The organism is Nocardia sp. NBC_01388, assembly GCF_045040085.1.
GTDB lineage: Bacteria > Actinomycetota > Actinomycetes > Mycobacteriales > Mycobacteriaceae > Nocardia.
In genome coordinates, this window is sequence record NZ_CP109553.1 from 5,719,237 (window position 1) to 5,737,789 (window position 18,553).

21 protein-coding genes, 1 tRNA gene, 1 pseudogene and 1 riboswitch are annotated in these 18,553 nt (G+C 65.4%); of the genes and pseudogenes, 12 read left to right on the forward strand and 11 right to left on the reverse strand.

Annotated elements, in window-relative coordinates:
• The first annotated feature begins 23 nt into the window (after nt 1–23).
• The 3 genes from OG716_RS27695 (at nt 24) to OG716_RS27705 (ending at nt 1,841) form a co-directional block, all read left to right on the forward strand.
• A complete protein-coding gene (locus tag OG716_RS27695; protein WP_405133573.1) occupies nt 24–1,067 on the forward strand; it encodes a nitronate monooxygenase in 1,044 nt (347 codons plus the stop codon).
• A gap of 57 nt (nt 1,068–1,124) precedes the next feature.
• Entirely contained in the window at nt 1,125–1,520 is a 396-nt protein-coding gene (locus tag OG716_RS27700) for an SCO5389 family protein (protein WP_405133574.1), read from the forward strand.
• Between the two features lie 183 nt (nt 1,521–1,703).
• On the forward strand, nt 1,704–1,841 hold the full coding sequence (locus OG716_RS27705) for a hypothetical protein (RefSeq protein ID WP_405133575.1): 138 nt from the start codon (nt 1,704–1,706) through the stop codon (nt 1,839–1,841).
• A 62-nt stretch (nt 1,842–1,903) separates the two neighbouring features.
• On the opposite strand, the gene OG716_RS27710 is transcribed toward OG716_RS27705, so the two are convergent.
• A complete protein-coding gene (locus OG716_RS27710) occupies nt 1,904–2,077 on the reverse strand; it encodes a hypothetical protein (protein WP_405133576.1) in 174 nt (57 codons plus the stop codon).
• Nucleotides 2,078–2,280: 203 nt separating this feature from the next.
• Between OG716_RS27710 and OG716_RS27715 the strand changes: the two genes are divergently transcribed.
• Entirely contained in the window at nt 2,281–2,703 is a 423-nt protein-coding gene (locus OG716_RS27715) for an EF-hand domain-containing protein (RefSeq protein ID WP_405133577.1), read from the forward strand.
• A 27-nt stretch (nt 2,704–2,730) separates the two neighbouring features.
• On the opposite strand, the gene OG716_RS27720 is transcribed toward OG716_RS27715, so the two are convergent.
• Both OG716_RS27720 and OG716_RS27725 read right to left on the reverse strand, forming a co-directional pair.
• Entirely contained in the window at nt 2,731–4,350 is a 1,620-nt protein-coding gene (locus OG716_RS27720) for an acyl-CoA synthetase (protein WP_405133578.1), read from the reverse strand.
• Nucleotides 4,351–4,502: 152 nt separating this feature from the next.
• Nucleotides 4,503–6,140 carry a long-chain fatty acid--CoA ligase gene (locus OG716_RS27725; protein WP_405133579.1) on the reverse strand — a complete coding sequence of 546 codons (1,638 nt, stop codon included), beginning with the start codon at nt 6,138–6,140 and terminating at the stop codon, nt 4,503–4,505.
• Nucleotides 6,141–6,655: 515 nt separating this feature from the next.
• On the opposite strand from OG716_RS27725, the gene OG716_RS27730 reads away from it, so the two are divergent.
• The 3 genes from OG716_RS27730 to OG716_RS27740 all read left to right on the forward strand — a co-directional run bounded on the left by OG716_RS27730 (nt 6,656) and on the right by OG716_RS27740 (nt 8,760).
• Nucleotides 6,656–8,125, forward strand: coding sequence for a flavin-containing monooxygenase (locus OG716_RS27730; protein ID WP_405133580.1), 1,470 nt, complete (start codon nt 6,656–6,658; stop codon nt 8,123–8,125).
• Between the two features lie 203 nt (nt 8,126–8,328).
• The gene (locus tag OG716_RS27735) at nt 8,329–8,601 is read left to right on the forward strand and encodes a hypothetical protein (protein ID WP_405133581.1); all 273 of its coding nucleotides are present in this window, start codon (nt 8,329–8,331) and stop codon (nt 8,599–8,601) included.
• A gap of 86 nt (nt 8,602–8,687) precedes the next feature.
• Nucleotides 8,688–8,760, forward strand: a tRNA-Arg gene (locus tag OG716_RS27740).
• A gap of 170 nt (nt 8,761–8,930) precedes the next feature.
• Here the strand turns inward: OG716_RS27740 and OG716_RS27745 are convergent.
• From OG716_RS27745 to OG716_RS27755, 3 genes are read right to left on the reverse strand one after another with little or no spacing between them, the layout of a single operon-like run.
• Complete coding sequence (locus OG716_RS27745) at nt 8,931–9,371, reverse strand: type II toxin-antitoxin system VapC family toxin (RefSeq protein ID WP_405133582.1); 441 nt, start codon at nt 9,369–9,371, stop codon at nt 8,931–8,933.
• Entirely contained in the window at nt 9,368–9,622 is a 255-nt protein-coding gene (locus tag OG716_RS27750) for a type II toxin-antitoxin system Phd/YefM family antitoxin (protein WP_405133583.1), read from the reverse strand. Before OG716_RS27750 ends, OG716_RS27745 begins: the two co-directional genes overlap by 4 nt.
• 9 nt (nt 9,623–9,631) lie before the next feature.
• Nucleotides 9,632–9,943, reverse strand: coding sequence for a lipase family protein (locus OG716_RS27755; protein ID WP_405139937.1), 312 nt, complete (start codon nt 9,941–9,943; stop codon nt 9,632–9,634).
• 79 nt (nt 9,944–10,022) lie between these two features.
• Here OG716_RS27755 and OG716_RS27760 point away from each other — a divergent pair.
• From OG716_RS27760 to OG716_RS27775, 4 genes and pseudogenes are all read left to right on the forward strand, one after another.
• Nucleotides 10,023–10,067: pseudogene (locus OG716_RS27760) on the forward strand (hypothetical protein); the annotation flags it as partial.
• Between the two features lie 106 nt (nt 10,068–10,173).
• A complete protein-coding gene (locus OG716_RS27765) occupies nt 10,174–10,440 on the forward strand; it encodes a lipase family protein (RefSeq protein ID WP_405133584.1) in 267 nt (88 codons plus the stop codon).
• 90 nt (nt 10,441–10,530) lie between these two features.
• On the forward strand, nt 10,531–10,929 hold the full coding sequence (locus OG716_RS27770; RefSeq protein ID WP_405133585.1) for a hypothetical protein: 399 nt from the start codon (nt 10,531–10,533) through the stop codon (nt 10,927–10,929).
• 193 nt (nt 10,930–11,122) lie between these two features.
• The gene (locus OG716_RS27775) at nt 11,123–11,362 is read left to right on the forward strand and encodes an alpha/beta fold hydrolase (RefSeq protein ID WP_405139939.1); all 240 of its coding nucleotides are present in this window, start codon (nt 11,123–11,125) and stop codon (nt 11,360–11,362) included.
• Between the two features lie 268 nt (nt 11,363–11,630).
• On the opposite strand, the gene OG716_RS27780 is transcribed toward OG716_RS27775, so the two are convergent.
• From OG716_RS27780 to OG716_RS27790, 3 genes are all read right to left on the reverse strand, one after another.
• On the reverse strand, nt 11,631–13,184 hold the full coding sequence (locus OG716_RS27780; protein ID WP_405133586.1) for an acyl-CoA carboxylase subunit beta: 1,554 nt from the start codon (nt 13,182–13,184) through the stop codon (nt 11,631–11,633).
• A gap of 142 nt (nt 13,185–13,326) precedes the next feature.
• On the reverse strand, nt 13,327–14,397 hold the full coding sequence (locus OG716_RS27785; protein WP_405133587.1) for an ATP-grasp domain-containing protein: 1,071 nt from the start codon (nt 14,395–14,397) through the stop codon (nt 13,327–13,329).
• 263 nt (nt 14,398–14,660) lie between these two features.
• Nucleotides 14,661–15,092: a DUF6636 domain-containing protein gene (locus tag OG716_RS27790; RefSeq protein ID WP_405133588.1), complete on the reverse strand. Its 432-nt coding sequence runs from the start codon at nt 15,090–15,092 to the stop codon at nt 14,661–14,663.
• A gap of 157 nt (nt 15,093–15,249) precedes the next feature.
• Nucleotides 15,250–15,429, forward strand: a riboswitch (M-box (ykoK) riboswitch).
• Nucleotides 15,430–15,767: 338 nt separating this feature from the next.
• On the opposite strand from OG716_RS27790, the gene OG716_RS27795 reads away from it, so the two are divergent.
• Complete coding sequence (locus OG716_RS27795) at nt 15,768–17,519, forward strand: NRAMP family divalent metal transporter (protein WP_405133589.1); 1,752 nt, start codon at nt 15,768–15,770, stop codon at nt 17,517–17,519.
• Here the strand turns inward: OG716_RS27795 and OG716_RS27800 are convergent, their stop codons facing one another.
• On the reverse strand, nt 17,520–18,035 hold the full coding sequence (locus OG716_RS27800) for a DUF3558 domain-containing protein (protein ID WP_405133590.1): 516 nt from the start codon (nt 18,033–18,035) through the stop codon (nt 17,520–17,522). It abuts the gene before it with no gap.
• A gap of 5 nt (nt 18,036–18,040) precedes the next feature.
• Nucleotides 18,041–18,553: a DUF3558 family protein gene (locus OG716_RS27805; protein WP_405133591.1), complete on the reverse strand. Its 513-nt coding sequence runs from the start codon at nt 18,551–18,553 to the stop codon at nt 18,041–18,043.

An 18,553-nucleotide genomic window follows, 5' to 3' on the forward strand; every position in this document is an offset into this window, starting at 1 on the left:
GGCGGGAGCGCACACTTGTCGGCGTGCTTCTAGACGAGCTGAATACGCCGATCGTGCTCGCCCCGATGGCGGGCGGACCGTCCACACCCGAATTGACCGCTGCGGTCTCCGACGCGGGCGGACTGGGATTCCTGGCCGCCGGATATCTCGGCGCGGACGATCTCGGTGGGCGGATAAAACTGACACGCACCCTCACCTCCGCGGCATTCGGTGTGAATCTGTTTTACCCGTCCGCACCTAGTCCTGTGACCAGTTTCGGCGACTACGTTGATCTCCTCGCCCGCGAATTCCCCATCGGTGAGCCAAGATTCGACACCGACGCCTGGGCCGCGAAGCTCGATCTGCTGATCACCGATCCGGTGCGGGTCGTGTCGTGCACCTTCGGCTGCCCCTCGGGCAAGGAGATCGCGCGACTGCACGAGGCCGGATCGGAGGTGTGGGTCACCGTCACCTCGGTCGCCGAGGCGCGCATTGCCGCCGAGGTCGGGGCCGATGTGCTGATCGCCCAGGGTGCGGAGGCGGGCGGGCACCGCGGCAGCTTCGCCGACCGGCCGGAGGACGACACCGCCGATCCGCTGGGGCTGCTGACACTGCTGCAGCTGCTGCGGGCCGCCGTGGACCTGCCCCTGATCGCCTCGGGCGGCATCGCCACCGGTGCGGCCGTGGCGGCGGCGCTGGTCGCCGGGGCCGCCGCCGCGCAGATCGGCACCGCATTCCTGCGCACCGACGAGGCGGGCACCGCGCCGCTGATCCGCGATGCCGTCACCCTCGACACCCCGACCATGCTCACGCGCGCCTTCACCGGTCGCCGCGCCCGCGGATTGCGCAATCAATTCATGCTCGACCACCGGGACGCGCCCTCGGCCTATCCGGAAATCCATTACGCCACCGGGCCTTTGCGTGCGGCCGCCCGCGCCTCGGGCAATGCCGACGAAGTGAATCTCTGGGCAGGTCAGGCACATTCACTGGCAGCCGAGCTACCGGCCGGCGAGCTGGTGCGGCAACTGTCCGAGGATGCGAAAACCGCTCTGAACAAGGCACTTTCGATTCGAATCCAGGGTTGTTGACAACCTTTTTCATCTAGAATCGGCTGACACCATCCGCCATCCCGTGAGGAGAGCGATATGTCACTCGACGTACCCACCGCACTGCTCGAGCGAGCCGAACGCGGTGAAGTCAGCGACGAAGAGTTCGTCGAATGTGTTCGGACTTCGCTGCCCTACGCCTATGAGGTCGTCAGCCGAGTCGCTGCCGACCTGCATTCCGGTGCTGCCGAGGAATACGCGGACAATGTCATTCCACCGCCGGACGAAGTGGCACGCGGCCAGTTGCTGCGCGCCATGGCCTCCGACGCCATTCGCGGTGGGCTGGAACGGCATTTCGGCGTGAAGCTCGCCTTCCAGAACTGCCATCGCGTGGCAGCGTTCCCGCTCACCGCCGTCGGCGGCGACACCTACAGCACCTTCATCTCCACCCGCGCCCAGCTCCTCAACCAGAGCCCCGAACTACGTAACTGCTGAGCGCAACCCCGCATCGGCGCGACCGGCAACCCCGGCCGCGCCGATGCGCGCGGCTCACCGTTTCCGGAACTTCTTGATCTCGACAGCGAACAGATAGACGAAGATCGCGAACGGCAGGTCGAAAGCACCGCCGCGATGAGGATCTCTCCCCCGTCGAATTTCGGGTCGGTGAAGGAGATAATGATGCCCACCACCGTCATCATCCCGAAAAACATGACGAGCACGAACAATACGATCCACCATGCCACTCGGCCGGCGTCGATCCTGGGCTTGCCCGAATCCACACCCGCCGCATTCGACAGCCGTTCGTCCGTGTACTGAGCAGCCGGCGAATACGGCGAATACGAGGCAACCGGCGGCACAGCCGCAGCCGCCCATCGAGTTCACCGAAAATTGTGGATGGGAACGATATGCGGTCCGCGCAGCCGGGCGGCGAGCCGTCCCTCCCGTTGGAACCGGCGCTGATAGTCCTCGTCCTCGACCAGTTCCGGCGGTAGTACTTCGAGGGCCACATCGCGCCCCATGCGAGTGTCCTCCGCCAGCCATACCTGCCCCATGCCGCCCCGCCCGAGCAACTTCCGGAGTCGGTAGTGACCCGGTGTGGCTTCTCCCGGCGCATGTCCTCCCATCGATCCCTGCCATGCGCGAGGCGCTCAGCATACGACCATCCGGCGCCGATTCCCGCGTGGCCTTGACCGCTGCTCACCGAGTGCGCAATTCTGCAGCCGGACAGCGGAAAACAGCATTCCTAGGAGCAGCCGTGGCGACCGATGAGCCGACCGATACTTTCGACCTGTGGGATCAGGATGGCGACGGGTTGATCTCCAGCGGCGACATCCTCGCCGGAATCGAGGCCTTGGGCCTGGATATCGACGCCGATGCGGTGGGGCGACTGGTAGCCGCGGCCGACACGGACGGGGACTGGCTGATCTCGCGGGCCGAGTTCGAGGCCGCCAGGATCGGCCGGACTGTCGAGATCACCGATGCGGACGCGGCTTTCGAGACGTTCGATGTGAATCGCAACGAGCTGATCGAACTGGAGGAGCTGGAATCGCTGCTGCGCACCTGCCCCGCACTGAGCGACGACTCGGCCGCGGCATTGATCGCCGAGGCGGATCTGGACGGGGACGGCTACCTGTCCCGGGCCGAATTCGCCGCACTCCTGGCCTTGCTGGCGGGCTGAGACAGTCCCGCCGGCAGGTAGCCGTGGTTATGCCTCCTGGAGCTTTCGCTTCAACACCTTGCCGGTGGGGTTGCGCGGCAGCTCCTCGAGGAACACCACCTCGCGCGGCACCTTGTACCGCGCCAGATTCGACTTCACGAAGTCCTTCACCTCGACCTCGCTGAAGACCTGCCCTTCGTGCACCACGACGAAAGCCTTGAGGCGAGAACCGAATTGCTCGTCCGGAACGCCGATCACGGCGACTTCACGGACGGCGACGTGCGTGTAGAGCAACTCCTCCACCTCGGCGGGGAAGACGTTCTCCCCACCGGAGACGATCATGTCGTCATCGCGGCCGTCGATGAACAGCCTTCCGGCAGTGTCGAAGTGGCCGACGTCCCCCGAGGACATCAGGCCCCGGATGATCTCCTTGTGCCCGCCGCCGGTGTACCCCTCGAACTGGATCACATTGCCGACGAAGATGCGACCTGTCTCCCCCACCGGTACGGACTTTCCTTGCGTATCAAGGATTTCCACGCGCGCACCCAGCACCGGGCGGCCGACACAGCCGGGTTCCACCGCCAGATCTTCAGGCGTGGCGATGGTCGCGTAGGCGACCTCCGTCGACCCGTACAGGTTGTAGACGACCGGACCGAAGGTGGCGGTCACCTCACGGCACAACTGCGCGCCGAGCTGCGACCCCGCCACGAAGATAATGCGCAGTGCGGACAGATCACGCCCGGTGACACCCTTGCCGCCCAGATCCACCATGCGGGACAGCATGACCGGCACCACGATCATCGTGCTGGCATGATGGCGCGCCACACTGTCGATGGCGACCTGCGGGTCGAAGCGCCGCCGGATCACGAGGGTGGATCCGAAGCCGAGAGTCAGCATGCCGCAGGCGAATCCGAGCGTATGGAACATGGGCGCGCAGCATTCGGTGACCTCACCCGCGCGGAACGGCACCTTGGAGAGCAGACCGCCCAGGGAGGCAAGGGATTTCGGCTCCGGCCGCGGTGCGCCCTTCGGCGTGCCGGTGGTGCCGCTGGTCAGCAGGATGATCTTGGGCTCGGCGCCGGGCGACGGTGGCGCATCGGGCGAGCCGGCGGCGATGAGCGCCTCCAGGCTGTCCTCGCTGGGCGACTGGGTCCACGCCAGATAGCTGCCCCGCCGCGGCGAAACCTCCTCCAGCATATGGCCGTACTCCTCGTCGTAGACGAGCAGATCGGTGCCCTCACGCGTGGCCACATCGCGAATCTGCGGACCCGCGAAGTCCGTATTGAGCAGGATGATGCGCGCACCGCACTTGGACGCCGCGAATATCGCATCCACGATCCCGCGGTGATTGCGCGCCAGAATGGCAACGCCCTCAAGGGGTTTCAGCCCGCGCTCACGCCAGGCATTGGCGAGCCGGTTGGATCGGTCCTCCAGCTCCGCGAAGGTCAGGGAGCCGAGCTCGTCGATCAATGCCGTCCGCCCGCCGTAGCGCGCGGCGGAGAGCCGCAGTCCGGCCGCGAGGGTGCCGTAGCGAAGCAGCGCGGTGGCCGCCGACAGCAGCGCGGCCGGCGATTCGATCCGCGCCAGCCCGGCGCCCATGAACAGCCGCGCGGACTCGAGCTCCAGATAGGCCCGCTCCCCTAGCGAACGAATCAGTCCGAGTGTCATACAAGCGCCCCGATCACCACTGTGCCCGCCCCACTGCAGGCATCCGCCCTCAAACTAACGGTACGGGCGTACCCGCGCCAGAGGGACAATCGGCCGGACGCACGGTGCCCCGCCTCGCCGGAACCGGGAGGCGGGGCACCGTCGTCACAGCATCAGGACAGCGTGGTGACCGTCAGCGCACCATCGGCGTACTGCGCACGCAGCCGCTTCTTGTCGAACTTGCCGACACTGGTCTTGGGCACCTCGTCGATGAAGGCCCAGTGCTCCGGAAGCTGCCACTTGGCGAACTTGTCGGACAGGAAGTCGCGCAGCTCTTCGGGTTTCACCTCGGCGCCCTCGGCCAGCACCACCGCGACGAGGGGACGCTCGTCCCACTTCTCGTCCGGAACGCCGATGACCGCGGCCTCCGCGACGGCGGGGTGACCCACCACCGCGTTCTCCAGATCCACCGAGGAGATCCACTCACCGCCGGACTTGATGACATCCTTGGACCGGTCCACCAGCGTCAGATACCCATTGGCGCTGATCTTGCCGACATCGCCGGTACGCAGCCAGCCGTCGTGAAACTTGTCCGGATCGACCTCGGCGCCGGTCGGCGAGTAGTACGCCCCGGTGATCCAGGGCCCCCTCACCTCCAGCTCACCGAGCGCCTGCCCGTCATTGGCCACCACGGTCCCGTCGTCGGCGACCAGACGCGCCTGCACACCCGCCGGGAAACGACCCTGCGTATAGCGATAGGCCCACTCTTCCTCGCCCTCGACACCGGCGGGCGGATGCGCCACCGAGCCGAGTGGGGAGGTTTCGGTCATGCCCCACGCGTGCAGCAGCTTGACGCCGTGCCGCTCCTGGAAGGCCCGCATCATGGACGGCGGCACCGCGGCGCCGCCCACCACGCAGGTGCGCAGATGCGAGATGTCCTGCGGTGCGGCCTGCAATCCGGCCAGTACACCGCCCCAGATTGTCGGCACGGCCGCCGCGAAGGTCGGCTTGGCCACCGCCATCATCTCCAGCAGCGGTGCGGGCTGCAGGAACCGGTCGGGCATGAGCACATTCGCGCCCGACATGAGCGCCGCGTACGGAATGCCCCAGGCATTGGCGTGGAACAGCGGCACGATGGCGAGCACGGTGTCGGAATTGTCGAAACCCATGCCGTTGGGCGAGATGACCTGCATGGCGTGCAGGTAGTTGGACCGGTGCGAGTACACGACGCCCTTGGGGTCGCCGGTGGTGCCGGAGGTGTAGCACATGCCCGCCGCGGAACGCTCGTCCACGATCGGGAAGTCGAAGGTGTCCGGCTGTGCCGCAAGCAGTTCGGCGTAGGAGTGCACCTGCACGCCCTCGGGCGCGGTGAGTGCGGCGGCATCGCCATTGGCGACGATGACGTGCCGGACCGTCTTCAAATTCGGCAGATACTGCGCGAACATCGGCAGCAGCGAACCGTCGACGATGACCACCTGGTCCTCGGCGTGATTGGCCACGTACACCAGCTGCTCGGGGAACAACCGAATGTTCAGGGCGTGCAGCACCGCTCCCATGGCGGGGATGGCGACGTACGCGACCATGTGCTCGTTGTTGTTCCACATGAAGGTGCCGACCCGGTCACCTTCGCCGATGCCCAGGTCACGCAGGGCATTGGCGAGGCGGGCCGCATCCGCGCCGACCTCCCGGTAAGTCTGGGTGCGAATCCCGTCCCCGGTCCAGGTGGACACGGTGCTGTCGCCCTGAAAGGTGGAGGCGTACCGCAGCAGTGTCGCGAGAGACAGCTGCTCGTCCTGCATGGTGCTCAACATTTCCCAACCGCTCCCTACATGTCCCTACGTGCGAGTGAACTGAGTCACGTCTCGGCAGAATAGCCGAATTCGGACATGGCCGGGATGAGCACCAACTGAGGGCAACCTGCCCGCAAAAGAAACTGCGGGCGGCGAACCCCACTCTCGCCGCCCGCAGTTCTTGTCGCCGACCCGCCACCGCCTGTGCGGCAACCAGCCGGCCTCGAAGTCCTGAAAAAGACCGGTGTCGCAACGACGCCCCCTGCGGCGCCGCTGAATAGCCAATCACTAACCAGGACAAGCAAATTGGAGTAAGATCTTCCGTGAATATAGGGAGTGGGACTGGAGGCTGTCCAGTCGGGGTACGGCACCGCAGGTCAGGCGGCGATCACCGTCCCAGAAGCTTTTCTGCGACCCGCACTCGCACCGACACGGATTACCCACCCGGCGGCCAACCCGGTCGAAATGGCCGAAAATACCGATTCATTGTCCGGGTATGCCTTACTGACCAGCGCTGATACCTCTACTGTCGAGCTATGAATCGTGAGCCGTCCATCCTGATCATCGGCGCCGGATTCGCCGGCCTCGGCATGGCGCTGGAGTTGCAGCGCCACGGGGTGTCCAACTTCACCATCCTGGAGAAGGCGGCCGATCTGGGCGGCGTCTGGCGCGAGAACACCTATCCGGGCGCGGCCTGCGATGTCCCGTCACCGCTGTACTCCTGGTCCTTCGAGCCGAAATCCGATTGGCCGCGCCGGTTCTCGCATCAGGCCGATATCCACAACTACATGCGCACCGTCGCGGAGAAACACGACCTGCCTGCGAAGATCGAGTTCGGCGTCGAGGTCGACGAGGCGGAATTCGATGAGCAGGCCGGGATTTGGCGAGTGCGCACCACCGATGGCGTCACCCATATCGCCGATATCCTCATCCCGGCGGTGGGGCAGCTCTCGCGTCCGGCCATGCCGAACCTGCCCGGCATCGACAGTTTCACCGGCGCCGCGTTCCACTCCGCCCAGTGGGATCACTCGGTCGACCTCACGGGCAAACGCGTGGCATGCATCGGCACGGGAGCCTCTGCCATTCAATACATTCCGGCGATCGTGCCGCTTGCCGCACATCTGACGCTGTTCCAGCGTTCGGCCGCCTGGGTGCTGCCCAAGTTCGACACCGAGTACAGCGCGATGCACAAGGCCCTGTTCAAACACGTGCCGATCACGCGCATGGCGGAACGCTTCGCGATCTGGTCGCTCTTCGAAGTGCTCGCCTTGGCGCTCACCGATATCCCCGCCATGAAGACGCCGGTGATCAAGCTGGCCGATCGGCATCGCGAGAAGCAGGTGCCCGATCCGGCCTTGCGCGCCAAGCTGACTCCCGATTACGCGGCCGGCTGTAAACGCGGCCTGTTCTCCAACGAGTACATGCCCGCGCTCGGCCGGGACAATGTGACCGTGGAGACCACCGCCATCGAGGCCGTCACCCCCGCCGGCATTCGCACCGCCGACGGCGTGGAGCATCCGGTCGACGTGATCGTCTACGGCACCGGTTTCAAGGGCACGGAATTCCTTGCGCCCATGAATATTTACGGCGTGGGCGGTCGCAAGCTGGCCGATGCGTGGTCGGCGGAGGGCGCCCGCGCATACCTCGGCATATCGGTGCCGGAATTCCCCAATCTGTTCATGATGTACGGGCCGAACACCAATGTCGGCTCGGGTTCGATCATCTACATGCTGGAGTCGCAGGCCCGGTACATCCGCCAGGTGGTGGAGTACCTGACGCCCAAGCCCGGGACATTCCTGTCCGCGCGCGCCGAGGTCGAACAGTCCTGGGACGACTGGCTGCAGCGCCGCTTGAAGGACACTCCGTGGAACTTCTGCTCCAGCTGGTACCGCAACGCCTCCGGGCGCATCACCAATAACTGGCCCGGTGCGACGGTGCTGTTCCGTTGGAAGACAAACACATTCAAGCCTTCCGACTACGAGGAGACACAGTCCGGACGACGGTGACACGCGGCGGCGGGGGTGTGCGCGGACCCTTGACTCCCCACTCAACTGTCTGAGACTGTCATCACTCCGGCAATTGATCGTCCGAGACACAGGCGACAACGCCGGGGCGTATCCGAGCTTTCGGAGGGTCTCACCGACGCCGCCTTCTTCGCCCGCACAGTCCACCGCCGCCACCCCGGCCGAAACCCTGCCCGCGGCCGGGCGTGCCGGAAGGTCACCGCCCCGGCGCCGAACGCACCGCCTACGACCTGCACCACTACCGAAAGGCGCTCACCGCCGCCGGTTTCGAGAACGTCAGCGCGTATTCGATTGGCCGCGACGTCTATTCACCCCTGGCGACCTACCTCAGCAAACGCCTCCGCGACCGCGACTTGCGCCGCGTCAACCCGGTCCTGCACGCCACCTTCAGCCGCCCCAGCCTGCTCGCCTGGGGCCCCTGGGCCGACTACATCATCGCCGTCGCCACCAAACCCTGACCCCGCCCGACCCCTGGGATGCTGTCCCCCGAGCCCCAACCAGGTAGACTCCCCGACGTTCAGGTCGGCCCAGCGCCGCCGGCTCAGCCTTCGTAGCTCAGGGGATAGAGCAACCCTCTCCTAAAGGGTAGGTCGCAGGTTCGAATCCTGCCGAGGGCACAGTTGAGACCGCCATTCGCCCAGTTCAGGCAATGTTTCTGATTCGCAGGTAGATTTGCGCGGCCAAGAAACCGCAGGCGCGAGTCGCAGGTTCGAATCCCAGGGTGCTAGCTGTCAGCTCAAGTCCCAGCTCAGAGCGCCCGCTGAAACTCGCGTAGCCAGCGTCGACCTCAGGTCGCGGACTCGGGCGCATTTGTATCAAAGGTCGCCACTCCCAACGTTCTCCACGCCTCGAGGAGACGTTTGTCGCCCGATGCGGCGACCAGATCTGCGTCCTCCAACTGTTCGGCTGACGCACAATGGACCGCGTCATAACCGCGAAGCGCCTGAGAGTCCGTCAACTCCGCTGCGCGCAGGATCAGAGGCTCGTCCACCTCGGTTACCTCGATCTGTGGCCAGAGTTGGTCGAGGAGTCGTCGACACGCTACATACCCCACGTCGTCGAGGCGTGTCATGCGATGAGCCTGCGCTAGCGCGGCTGCGGTTTCGACATAGAGCATCCTGCTCGAGACGACGGCATCGGCATCATCCCAGAATCGGCGGCAAGCTTGACTACTCGGTTCGTTGACCAGTAGCGGTACGAACGCCGACGTGTCCAGGTATCCGATCATCGGCGCTGCTCAGCGATAAGCTCGCTGACGACACCCTGCCCATCGACGGGCGTCGGCGCCGGCTGCTTCTTCTTGCGTGCCGGTTGTATACGCCCTTCGGCCCGCAACTGTTCGAGCCTGGTCGGCTGCTCGACGGGAACAATGCGGGCGATCGGCCGTCCATGATCGGTAATGGTGACGGTATGGCCGGAGCGAACCTCGGCCAGGTGGCGGCTGAGACTGTCGCGCAGTTCTCGAATTCCAACGTCCATGATCAACTCCTATGTAGCCATATATCGATAGTGAATTATAGCCACAAACCTGGATTCGATGTGACGTCTCGGGACCTGCATCACCAAGGGGCTGCAACGGTTCCGGAACATGACGGGACTGTGGCTCGATGATTGGGGCTGAGATCGCCAACCGCGATCACAGCGCGAAGTCCGCGTCGACGACCAGTTGGCCGCTAAGAAACCGCTGGTCAGTGCGCGCACTCCGTCGAGCGCGGCGTAACCCGGCTGTCTCGGGGAAAACACCGACCCTGTCGGCCCCTCCCAGTCGGGTACGGAAATCGCATGACCGGACGACAACATCTGTTCGATCGTGATGAGATCCAGCGCCGAGGCTTTCGCGCCGCTCGGCCTGTCCGGCACCGATACTCCGGTTGCTGCGATGGGCTATTCCGGCGGAGCGGTCAGTACGCGCTGGGTTGCGCAAGTTCACCCGACCTACGCTCCCGAAATACGACTGGCCGGTGTTTCCATGGGCGGTTGGACAGTTCGAGCAGGTACAGGCATCGTTTGCCGACCTGGACTTCGGTCCCGTGGCACCGACCGCGCCACTGTTCCTCTACAACGCCGTGAACGACGAGATCGTCCACATCGCGCCGACCGACCGGGCGGTGGCACAGTGGTGTGCATCGGGCGCGCACATCACCTATACGCGAGACCAATTGAGCGAGCACGCCAGTCTCGCACTCAGCGCGACTGCCGCAGCCTTGAGCTGGATCGATGACCGTCTGGCCGGGCAGGGCGCACCAGACGGTTGCTCGACGACCACGGTGCCGTCCATGTCGCTCGGTGGCGCATAGCGCGCGGTCCAAGCCAGCCTCCCGCTACGGGAGAGTTTTCCCGCGCATCGGGCTTGACTGTCCTGTAGTGGCAGCGCCGATCGTCATGGCATGACAAACACAACGACTTCTTTCGACCACACCCTCCTCGTCGAGGACTACACCACGCTCTGGAACGAGCCGGACGCCGAACTGCGGCGCCGGGCCATCGCCGCGTTGTGGTCCGCCGGCGGCGTGGAGTACGTCGAGGGCGCCCACTTCGCCGGACTCGACGAGCTCGATGCTCGAGTTGCCGAGGCGCACAACGCATTCGTCGCCAGTGGCCTGTACCGCGCAGTCAACGCCGCTGATGCCCGCCGCCATGGCGACCTGGTCCTGTTCACCCTGCAATTGGCGACCCCCGATGCGGGCGAAATCGCCTGGGCTGCACGCGTTTTCCTGCTGCTAGGCAGCGACGGAAGAATCCGCGAGGACTACCAGATCACCGTACAAGCACTGGCCGTTCAATAGCCGACGCCGGGTCACTCCCGCCGCACTGCGCCAAACCTATTCACAATAAGAAGCTTTCACAGAATTGGGACTTGACATGTCGTACTTCTCCGTACCGGATGGAACCGAACTCTTCTACCGTGACTACGGCAGCGGCAGCCCCGTCGTTTTCGTGCACAGCATGCTGATGAGCAGCGATATGTGGCAGCACCAGATGTTGCATCTGGCCGCACGCGGGCACCGCGCCGTCGCCTACGATCGCCGTGGGCACGGCAGATCCGACGACCCGGGCGCCGGATACGAATTCGACACTCTCGCAGACGATCTGGCCGCACTGCTGGACCGGCTGGAGCTGACAGGCGTAACGCTGGTCGGGCACTCGATGGGTGGCGCCACCCGCTGGAAATCGAGAGTGGAGCGATGGAACAGTTCGAGAGTGCCCGCGATGCCCTGAAGGAAATGCGCCGCATCGTATTCCGGCGTCTCGTAGACCGGCCACGCGACCTTGCGCACCTCGGTCATGGTGGAGAAGCGATTGTCCAGCTGGTTCTCCGCACTCGGAAACTTCTCCCGATGGTTCCGGAAACACCACGGCTGCAGCCCCGCTCAGTTCCGGCGGACCGCGGAAGGCAGATGAGGGAACTCCCAGATATGCGAAAGGCCCTCCGCGGCTTGCCAACTCAGGGTCGACCGATCCACGGAGGGCACCCTCGGAAGCCGGCCTACATCGGGTAGATCGAGTGCTTGCGGGGGTTGAACTCCGGCTTGACCGGTGATTTGTCGCGCAGCAGTCGGAGGGCTTGGCGGATCTCCAGGCGGGTGCGCGCCGGTTCGATGACGGCGTCGATGTATCCGCGTTCGGCGGCGACCCACGGGGTGGCCATTGTCGCGTTGTACTGGTTGATCATGAATTCGCGCGCGGCCGCTCGATGTTCCTCGGCCACGGCGGCCAATTGCCGCTTGCCGATGAGGTCGACCGCGCTTTCGGCGCCGATCACAGCGATGCGCGCTGTCGGCCAAGCGAAGCTGATATCGGCGCCGACCTGACGGGCGCCCATCATCCCGTACGCGCCGCCGTAGGACTTGCGCACCACCAGGTTGATGATCGGCACCGTCGCCTCGATGATCGCGCGCGGGACACGACCGCCGCGAATGATCACGCCGTTGGCTTCCTCCACGAGGCCCGGCAGCACGCCCGGGGTATCGACGACGAAGATGAGGGGGATGTTGAACGCGTCGCAGAGCCGGATGAAGTAGGTCGACTTGTCCGAGCAGGCGGCGTCGATGGAACCGCCGAGCACCAGCGGCTGGCTGGCGATCACACCGACGGGGCGACCGTCGACCCTGGCGAACCCCGTGATCAGATTCTGCGCGAACTTCTCGCGGACCTCGTGGAATTCACCGTCGTCGAAGAGCCGCAGCAGGATCTCGTGCATGTCGTAACCGGCGCGATCGGAGTCCGGGATGATCTTGTCGAGCTCGCGGTCAGAGTCTGTGATCTCCGGTTCCAGGCCCGGATTCACGATCGGCGGCTGTTCGACGCAGCTCGTCGGCATGTAGCTCAGGTAATTGCGGGCCCAGTCGTAGGCCTCCTGCTCGGTCTCGGCCACGTGATGCAGGGTGCCGCGTTTGGCCTGCACCTCCGCGCCGCCGAGCTCCTCGGCGCTGACGTCCTCACCGTTGACGGCCTTGATCACGTCCGGCCCGGTGACGAACATGTAGGAGTCTTTGGTGCCGATGAGCACATCGGTATTGATGGGCCCGTAGACCGATCCCGCGGCGCATTTGCCGAGAATGATCGAGACCTGCGGTACGTAGCCGGACAGTTTCTCCAGCACCCGGGAAATATCGCCGAACGAGGCGATGGAACCCACAGCGTCCTGAATTCGGGCGCCGCCCGAATCGTTGATCGTCACCACGGGGCACGCGTTGTCGAACGCGAATTGCAAGGCCCGCATGAACTTCTGGGCGGAGGTGACGCCGACGGTCCCGGCGTACACGGTCTGATCGTGGGAGATCACCACTACCGGACGCCCGCCGATCCGCCCGCGACCGGTGACCAGTCCGTCACCGTAGAGCGCATCCGGCTGACCGGGCTGGCGGGCCAGCGCACTGGTCTCGATGAACGTCCCGGGGTCGAGCAGCATGTGCACGCGCTCGCGAACGCTGGGAATGCCCTTCTTCGCCCGCTTGGCGATCGCGGCCTCACCCGCCGGTTCCGCGGCGATCGCCAGGATCTTGGCCAGCTCATCAAGCTTGGCCTGGGTACCGATCACGCTAACTGCCACCTTCCAACCAACTCTTATGCTCTCGCGACGTTAAGCGGTGTCGACACAGAACACATCACAGCATCAGATATACGGGATGAATCACAATCATGGTGGGGCCCACATCCCGAATCCCACAATGCCAGGTGGCTCAGACCGCGAGGCCGGCGCTCCACGAATCGGCCGCCGGTTCCGGTACTCGAATCGGTGACGCGGGCGGAGGTAATGCATCAGGAACGATCGGGCGCGGAGCGACCTCCATGACCGCTTCCGCCACCGCGAGGCAGGCGCCCAGGCGCGGCGGATTACGCAAGCCCGAATCGCCCTGCAGCAGTAGCCGGACCGCGGCCCACGGCAGGTTCACATCGGCGAAGGCCGTTTGGAACAGTCCCGCCGAGGGGCGCGGATTGGCTTCCAGCAGTACCGGTTCGCCATTGCGGTAGCGCAATTGCACATTGGTCAGATAGGCGAGTTCGAAATGCCGGACGAGTTGGCGGGCGATGTCGACCACCTCCGGGTTGTCCAGCAGCATGCGGAAGCGGCCCTGCTTCGAGCGCGGAATGCCGACCAGCAGTTCGCCTCCCGGCGCCGAGAGGCAGTCGATGCTGATCTCGGGGGCATCGAGGTACGGCATGACGAGCAGTTCGAACTCCGGTTCGCCCTCCTCCGCCGAGCGCCGCAGGGCCTCGGCCACCGCATCGACCGAGGCCACCGGGCGGGGCGGAGCCAGCAGGCTGGCCATGCTGAGCGGGCGATCGTCCAGGATTCGGAAGCCGAAGGCCGAATACTCACCGCTCGGCTTGATGCAGACGGTCTCGCCTCCTGCTGACAATTCCGCGACGGCCGCACGCAATCCGTCGGCATCGGACACCACGCGCCACGGCGGCACCGGAATGCCTGCGACACTGGCGGCTTCATAGGTCCGCGTTTTACTGGTCAGCACCTGCACCGCGGACAGCGGCGAGCACATCAGGCTGGTACCGACCGCCGCGAAATCCGCGGCGTGCCCGGCGAGGGCGTCGAGGCGGCGCGGCGGTATGAGGACATCGATGCGGTTGGTCCGGCAGAAGTCGAGCGCGAATTGCGCGTACTCGTCATTACCGACGTGGCGAGGTTCGACGGCCGGCACATCGCAGACCGACAGCGCCGCCGCGCCCGGATCCACATTGCTGGCGTACATGGTGACGTCGACCCCGTCGGGGTTCTCCCGCAGCAAGCGCATGACCTGGGCGGTTGCCGCCCCGGCACTGCTCAGCCAAATACGAAGCGTTATAGCAACGCTCCTCTCCTGTCCATGCGGCCGAGCGGTGAAACCTTCGCGCAATCCGGTGGTGGGGCGACCCTATCCCGGAAAAACGCTGCGTGCCCACCGGTCGGCGGGCACGCAGATTGTCATGATCCGGCTATCACCAGGCGTGACAGCGGACTCTCAGCACATTCCAACCAGCGCGGTCAGTGTCTGCCACCGCGGGCCGGTAATCGGATTCAGTAGACGTTGTAGAACTCGCGGGCCACCTTGAAGCCGTGGCCGGTAGTGCCGTCGGCGCATTCGACGTACTGCATGGTGACACTGCAGACCATGGTGCCTTCGCGGACCTGCTGGCCGTAATCGACTACGCGAGAATGGAAGTCGATGGGCTGATCGGTGTGACAGTTGAGCTGCGCGAAGGTCCCGTCCTGTGCGGAGAACACATCGCCGTACGCGCCGTGGCAGTTGACCGGCGCCACCGGCTGGGCGTAGCTGTGGTCCCTGATCTCGCACTCCGCACCGTGCGGGCCGATGAGGCAGCCGATGTTCCCGGACGGTGAGACGAACTGGTCGAGTTGCGCGGCATTCGCCGGGGCCGCGCTGAGCGCGAGGGCCGTGACGGTCGCCGCGACGGCACCGAGGGCGGTCGAAAAGTATGTCGCTTTCATGACTTCGGATCCTTCTGGGGTGGTCGATGAGGGTGTCCTCATGCTGTTCCCGCCCGGTTTCAGAACCCTTACGCCCGGCTTGTCAACCGGCAATCCGCGAACCGAACCGACCGGGCTGAAGTTGACATTCGCTCCGAGCACGCTCAACATTGCCGAGTCAGCACCTCGCTAGGCGAGGCTCCTGTACGAACACAGGCCACTGATCCGACGACGTCGAGAGACGCCCAGGGTTAGGACAGATCAGCCCGGATTAAGGGTTGATCCAAAGTGGCTTCCCCGGGCCGCGAGCCCCCGGATACGTCGTACAGTGCCGAAGCTCTGACGAGAGGGGTGCAGGGCTACGCCGTTGTGCGTGGCCATGTTTCCCCCTTGCCCGCGCGGTCTGACGCGATGAGTTTCACGACGTCCTCGTGCGTCATGGCGGCAAGGAGGTGAGGGACGACACATGAGTTCCGGCGATAGTCCGTATCCGAGTACGGATTTCCGATTCGTCTCGTCCCCGGCCTGCCGCATTTCGGTAATCGGCTGACCCGCGAGCACATTCGACCCTCCGGCGCACTGCCGGCGGCGTGGTAGGCGTGTGCCGCGAGCAGTTTCGGTGTGCCCGAAATCGCTAGGTGACCGGGTTGATTCCGCACGCCCGCAACACCTGATGTCGAAAGCGAGGGAACGGCAATGGCCTTCTTCTCGAATGGCGGCGACCGCCGTACCGTGACCACCGCGGCTCCCACCGGAGCCGCCGCCACCTCCGCCACCATGGACTCCGCCCATGTGGGCGATATCGTCGGCGCGCTGGGCAGTATCGGCCAGCACGACACCCTCGAAGGACGTACCCGCACACAGCGTCTGCGCATGTTGCTCGCCATCATCGGCCCCGGCCTCATCGTCATGGTCGGCGACAATGACGCCGGTGGCGTGGCCACCTACGCGCAGGCCGGACAGAACTACGGTATGGCCCTGGTCTGGACGCTGCTGCTGCTCATCCCGGTGCTGTACGTGAACCAGGAGATGGTGGTGCGGCTGGGCGCGGTCGCCGGAGTCGGGCACGCGCGCTTGATCTTCGATCGCTTCGGCAAGTTCTGGGGCGCGTTCAGCGTCGGCGACCTGTTCATCGTGAACGCGCTGACCATCGTCACCGAATTCATCGGCGTCTCCATGGCGCTGGGCTATTTCGGCCTGCCCAAGGGCATTTCGGTGCCGCTGGCAGCGGTACTGCTGTTCGCCATGGTGGCAGGCGGTTCGTTCCGCCGTTGGGAGCGTTTCCTTTTCGGGCTCATCGCCGTGAATATCGTCATGCTCCCCCTGGCCTTCATGGTGCATCCGAGTGCGCGCGACACCGCGCACGGTCTGCTCCCCTCGTTCCCCGGCGGGCTGAATTCCACACTGCTGCTGCTGATCGTCGCCATTGTCGGCACCACCGTCGCGCCCTGGCAGCTGTTCTTCCAGCAGTCGAACATCGTCGACAAGCGCATCACCCCGCGCTGGATCCGCTACGAGCGCATCGATCTGTGGATCGGCATTGTGGTGGTCATGGCCGGTGCGATCGCCATCATGGCCGCCGCGGCCTTCGGTCTCGCCGGTACCGGCGCCATCGGCAATTTCACCGATGCCGGGGCCGTTGCCCAGAGCCTGTCCGAGCACATGGGCAAGACCGTCGGCGCACTGTTCGCCATCCTGCTGTTCGACGCCTCGCTCATCGGTGCGAATGCCGTCGGCCTGGCCACCACCTATGCCCTCGGCGACACCCTGGGCAAGCGGCACTCACTGCACTGGAAGATCAGCGAAGCGCCGATGTTCTATGCGGGATACGCGGTGCTGCTGGCGATCGCGGCCGCGGTGTCGTTCAGCCCGGATCATGTGCTGGGCCTGCTGACCCAGGGTGTGCAGGCGCTGGCCGGTGTCCTACTGCCTTCCGCCACAGTGTTTCTGGTGCTGCTCTGCAATGACCGGGCGGTGCTCGGCCCGTGGGTGAATACCGTGCGGCAGAACATTGTCGCGGGTGTCATCGTGTGGTCGCTGGTGCTGCTGTCGCTGGCACTCACCGCCGCGACCTTCTTCCCCGGCCTGACCACCGGCGCCCTCGAAATCGGATTCGGCGCGGGGGTGGGCATCGGCCTGCTCGGCGGCGCGGGCATGCTGATCAGCTGGCGGATCGCCAAGCGGCGCGAAATCGAGCGCACCGCACTGGAACTCGGCGATATCGACCCGGACCAGATCGAGGAATTGGATGCGACCCCGCTCACCCGCGCCGAGCGCAAGGCGATTGTGGAGCAGGATCGCGATACCTGGCGCACCCCGGCGCTGCACACGCTGGAGCGTCCGGTGTTCAGCACGGCGCGGATGACGGGCATGCTCGCACTGCGCGGCTATCTGCTCGTGGCGGTGATACTGGTGGGCGTCAAGATCTTCCAGGCCATCACCGGCTGATCAGACGCCGTCGATCGCCAGCGTGGCCTGCATCAGGCTCATGGCGGCGGCGCACGGGTCCGGCTGTGCGGTGTGGCTGCGATTGTGCACCCACCAGGTGACTATTCCGGTATCGGAGATGGTCACCGCACAGCTGCCCGGATCGTTCGGGTCCCGCACGTACATACCCGCGAAGTGTTTGATCACCACCCGCTCGATCTGATAACCGAAATCACCGGCCACCTTGGTTTCGGTCATCAGATTGTCGTTGCGCAGCCAGGCGTAGGTCAGGCCCACGGTGCCGCCGGACGGATAGTCGCCGATCCAGTTGCAGATGGTCGGCGCGCTCTGCTGGTGCACCGACGGCACCTGCAGGGTGGTGGCGATGACCTGGTCGGGCAGTGGACCGCAGCCGGCCAGCAGGTCGGGGTCGTCGGCCGAGCGCACCGCGGTGTCCTGCTGATGGCTCGAGCATCCGGTCACGACGCCGAGGGTGGCCACGGCTACCGCCATCGCCGCAATTGTCTTGGTGAGCACGGGATTCACCCCTTTGCCAGAGTCGCCGAGGCCAGTCGATCGACGGCCGCGCAGGCGGCATCGGGCGTGGCGGCGGCGGAATCGACTGTCCAGGCGATGAAATCGGCGTCACCGGTGGGCACCGCCGCCTCGCAGGAATGCGCACCGCGCCAGCTGTATCCGGAGCGGCCGACGATGTCTACACCGTCTCGCTTCACGGAAGTCGCTGTGTCACTGTGATATTGGTCGATCGGGCTGCCCCGGAACCAGCGGAAGGTGACGCTCGATCCGTCCCGCGCCTCCCAGCGGCACAGCAGGGCGTCGCTGGAAACGAGGGTCACCGCACCGAGCCCGGACTGCGTGCCGACCTGACCGGCATCCGCCGAACCACAGAGCCCGACGTCCACCGACGGCGCGGCCACCCGCGGCTTGGAACTGGCGGGTGCGGCGGCGGGAGTGTCCCTACCCTGCGTGCCACAGGCCGAGAGCAGCAGCACGGCCAGCAGCGCCACACTCACTTTTCCCGACAATGCACGCAC

Coding starts and splice junctions, on each gene's coding strand:
- OG716_RS27700 (WP_405133574.1), top strand. CDS start 1,125: ATGTCACTCGACGTACCCACCGCACTGCTCGAGCGAGCCGAACGCGGT.
- OG716_RS27705 (WP_405133575.1), top strand. CDS start 1,704: ATGCCCACCACCGTCATCATCCCGAAAAACATGACGAGCACGAACAAT.
- OG716_RS27710 (WP_405133576.1), bottom strand. CDS start 2,077: ATGGGGCAGGTATGGCTGGCGGAGGACACTCGCATGGGGCGCGATGTG.
- OG716_RS27720 (WP_405133578.1), bottom strand. CDS start 4,350: ATGACACTCGGACTGATTCGTTCGCTAGGGGAGCGGGCCTATCTGGAG.
- OG716_RS27725 (WP_405133579.1), bottom strand. CDS start 6,140: ATGTTGAGCACCATGCAGGACGAGCAGCTGTCTCTCGCGACACTGCTG.
- OG716_RS27730 (WP_405133580.1), top strand. CDS start 6,656: ATGAATCGTGAGCCGTCCATCCTGATCATCGGCGCCGGATTCGCCGGC.
- OG716_RS27745 (WP_405133582.1), bottom strand. CDS start 9,371: ATGATCGGATACCTGGACACGTCGGCGTTCGTACCGCTACTGGTCAAC.
- OG716_RS27750 (WP_405133583.1), bottom strand. CDS start 9,622: ATGGACGTTGGAATTCGAGAACTGCGCGACAGTCTCAGCCGCCACCTG.
- OG716_RS27755 (WP_405139937.1), bottom strand. CDS start 9,943: ATGTTGTCGTCCGGTCATGCGATTTCCGTACCCGACTGGGAGGGGCCG.
- OG716_RS27770 (WP_405133585.1), top strand. CDS start 10,531: ATGACAAACACAACGACTTCTTTCGACCACACCCTCCTCGTCGAGGAC.
- OG716_RS27775 (WP_405139939.1), top strand. CDS start 11,123: ATGTTGCATCTGGCCGCACGCGGGCACCGCGCCGTCGCCTACGATCGC.
- OG716_RS27785 (WP_405133587.1), bottom strand. CDS start 14,397: ATGCGCTTGCTGCGGGAGAACCCCGACGGGGTCGACGTCACCATGTAC.
- OG716_RS27790 (WP_405133588.1), bottom strand. CDS start 15,092: ATGAAAGCGACATACTTTTCGACCGCCCTCGGTGCCGTCGCGGCGACC.
- OG716_RS27795 (WP_405133589.1), top strand. CDS start 15,768: ATGGCCTTCTTCTCGAATGGCGGCGACCGCCGTACCGTGACCACCGCG.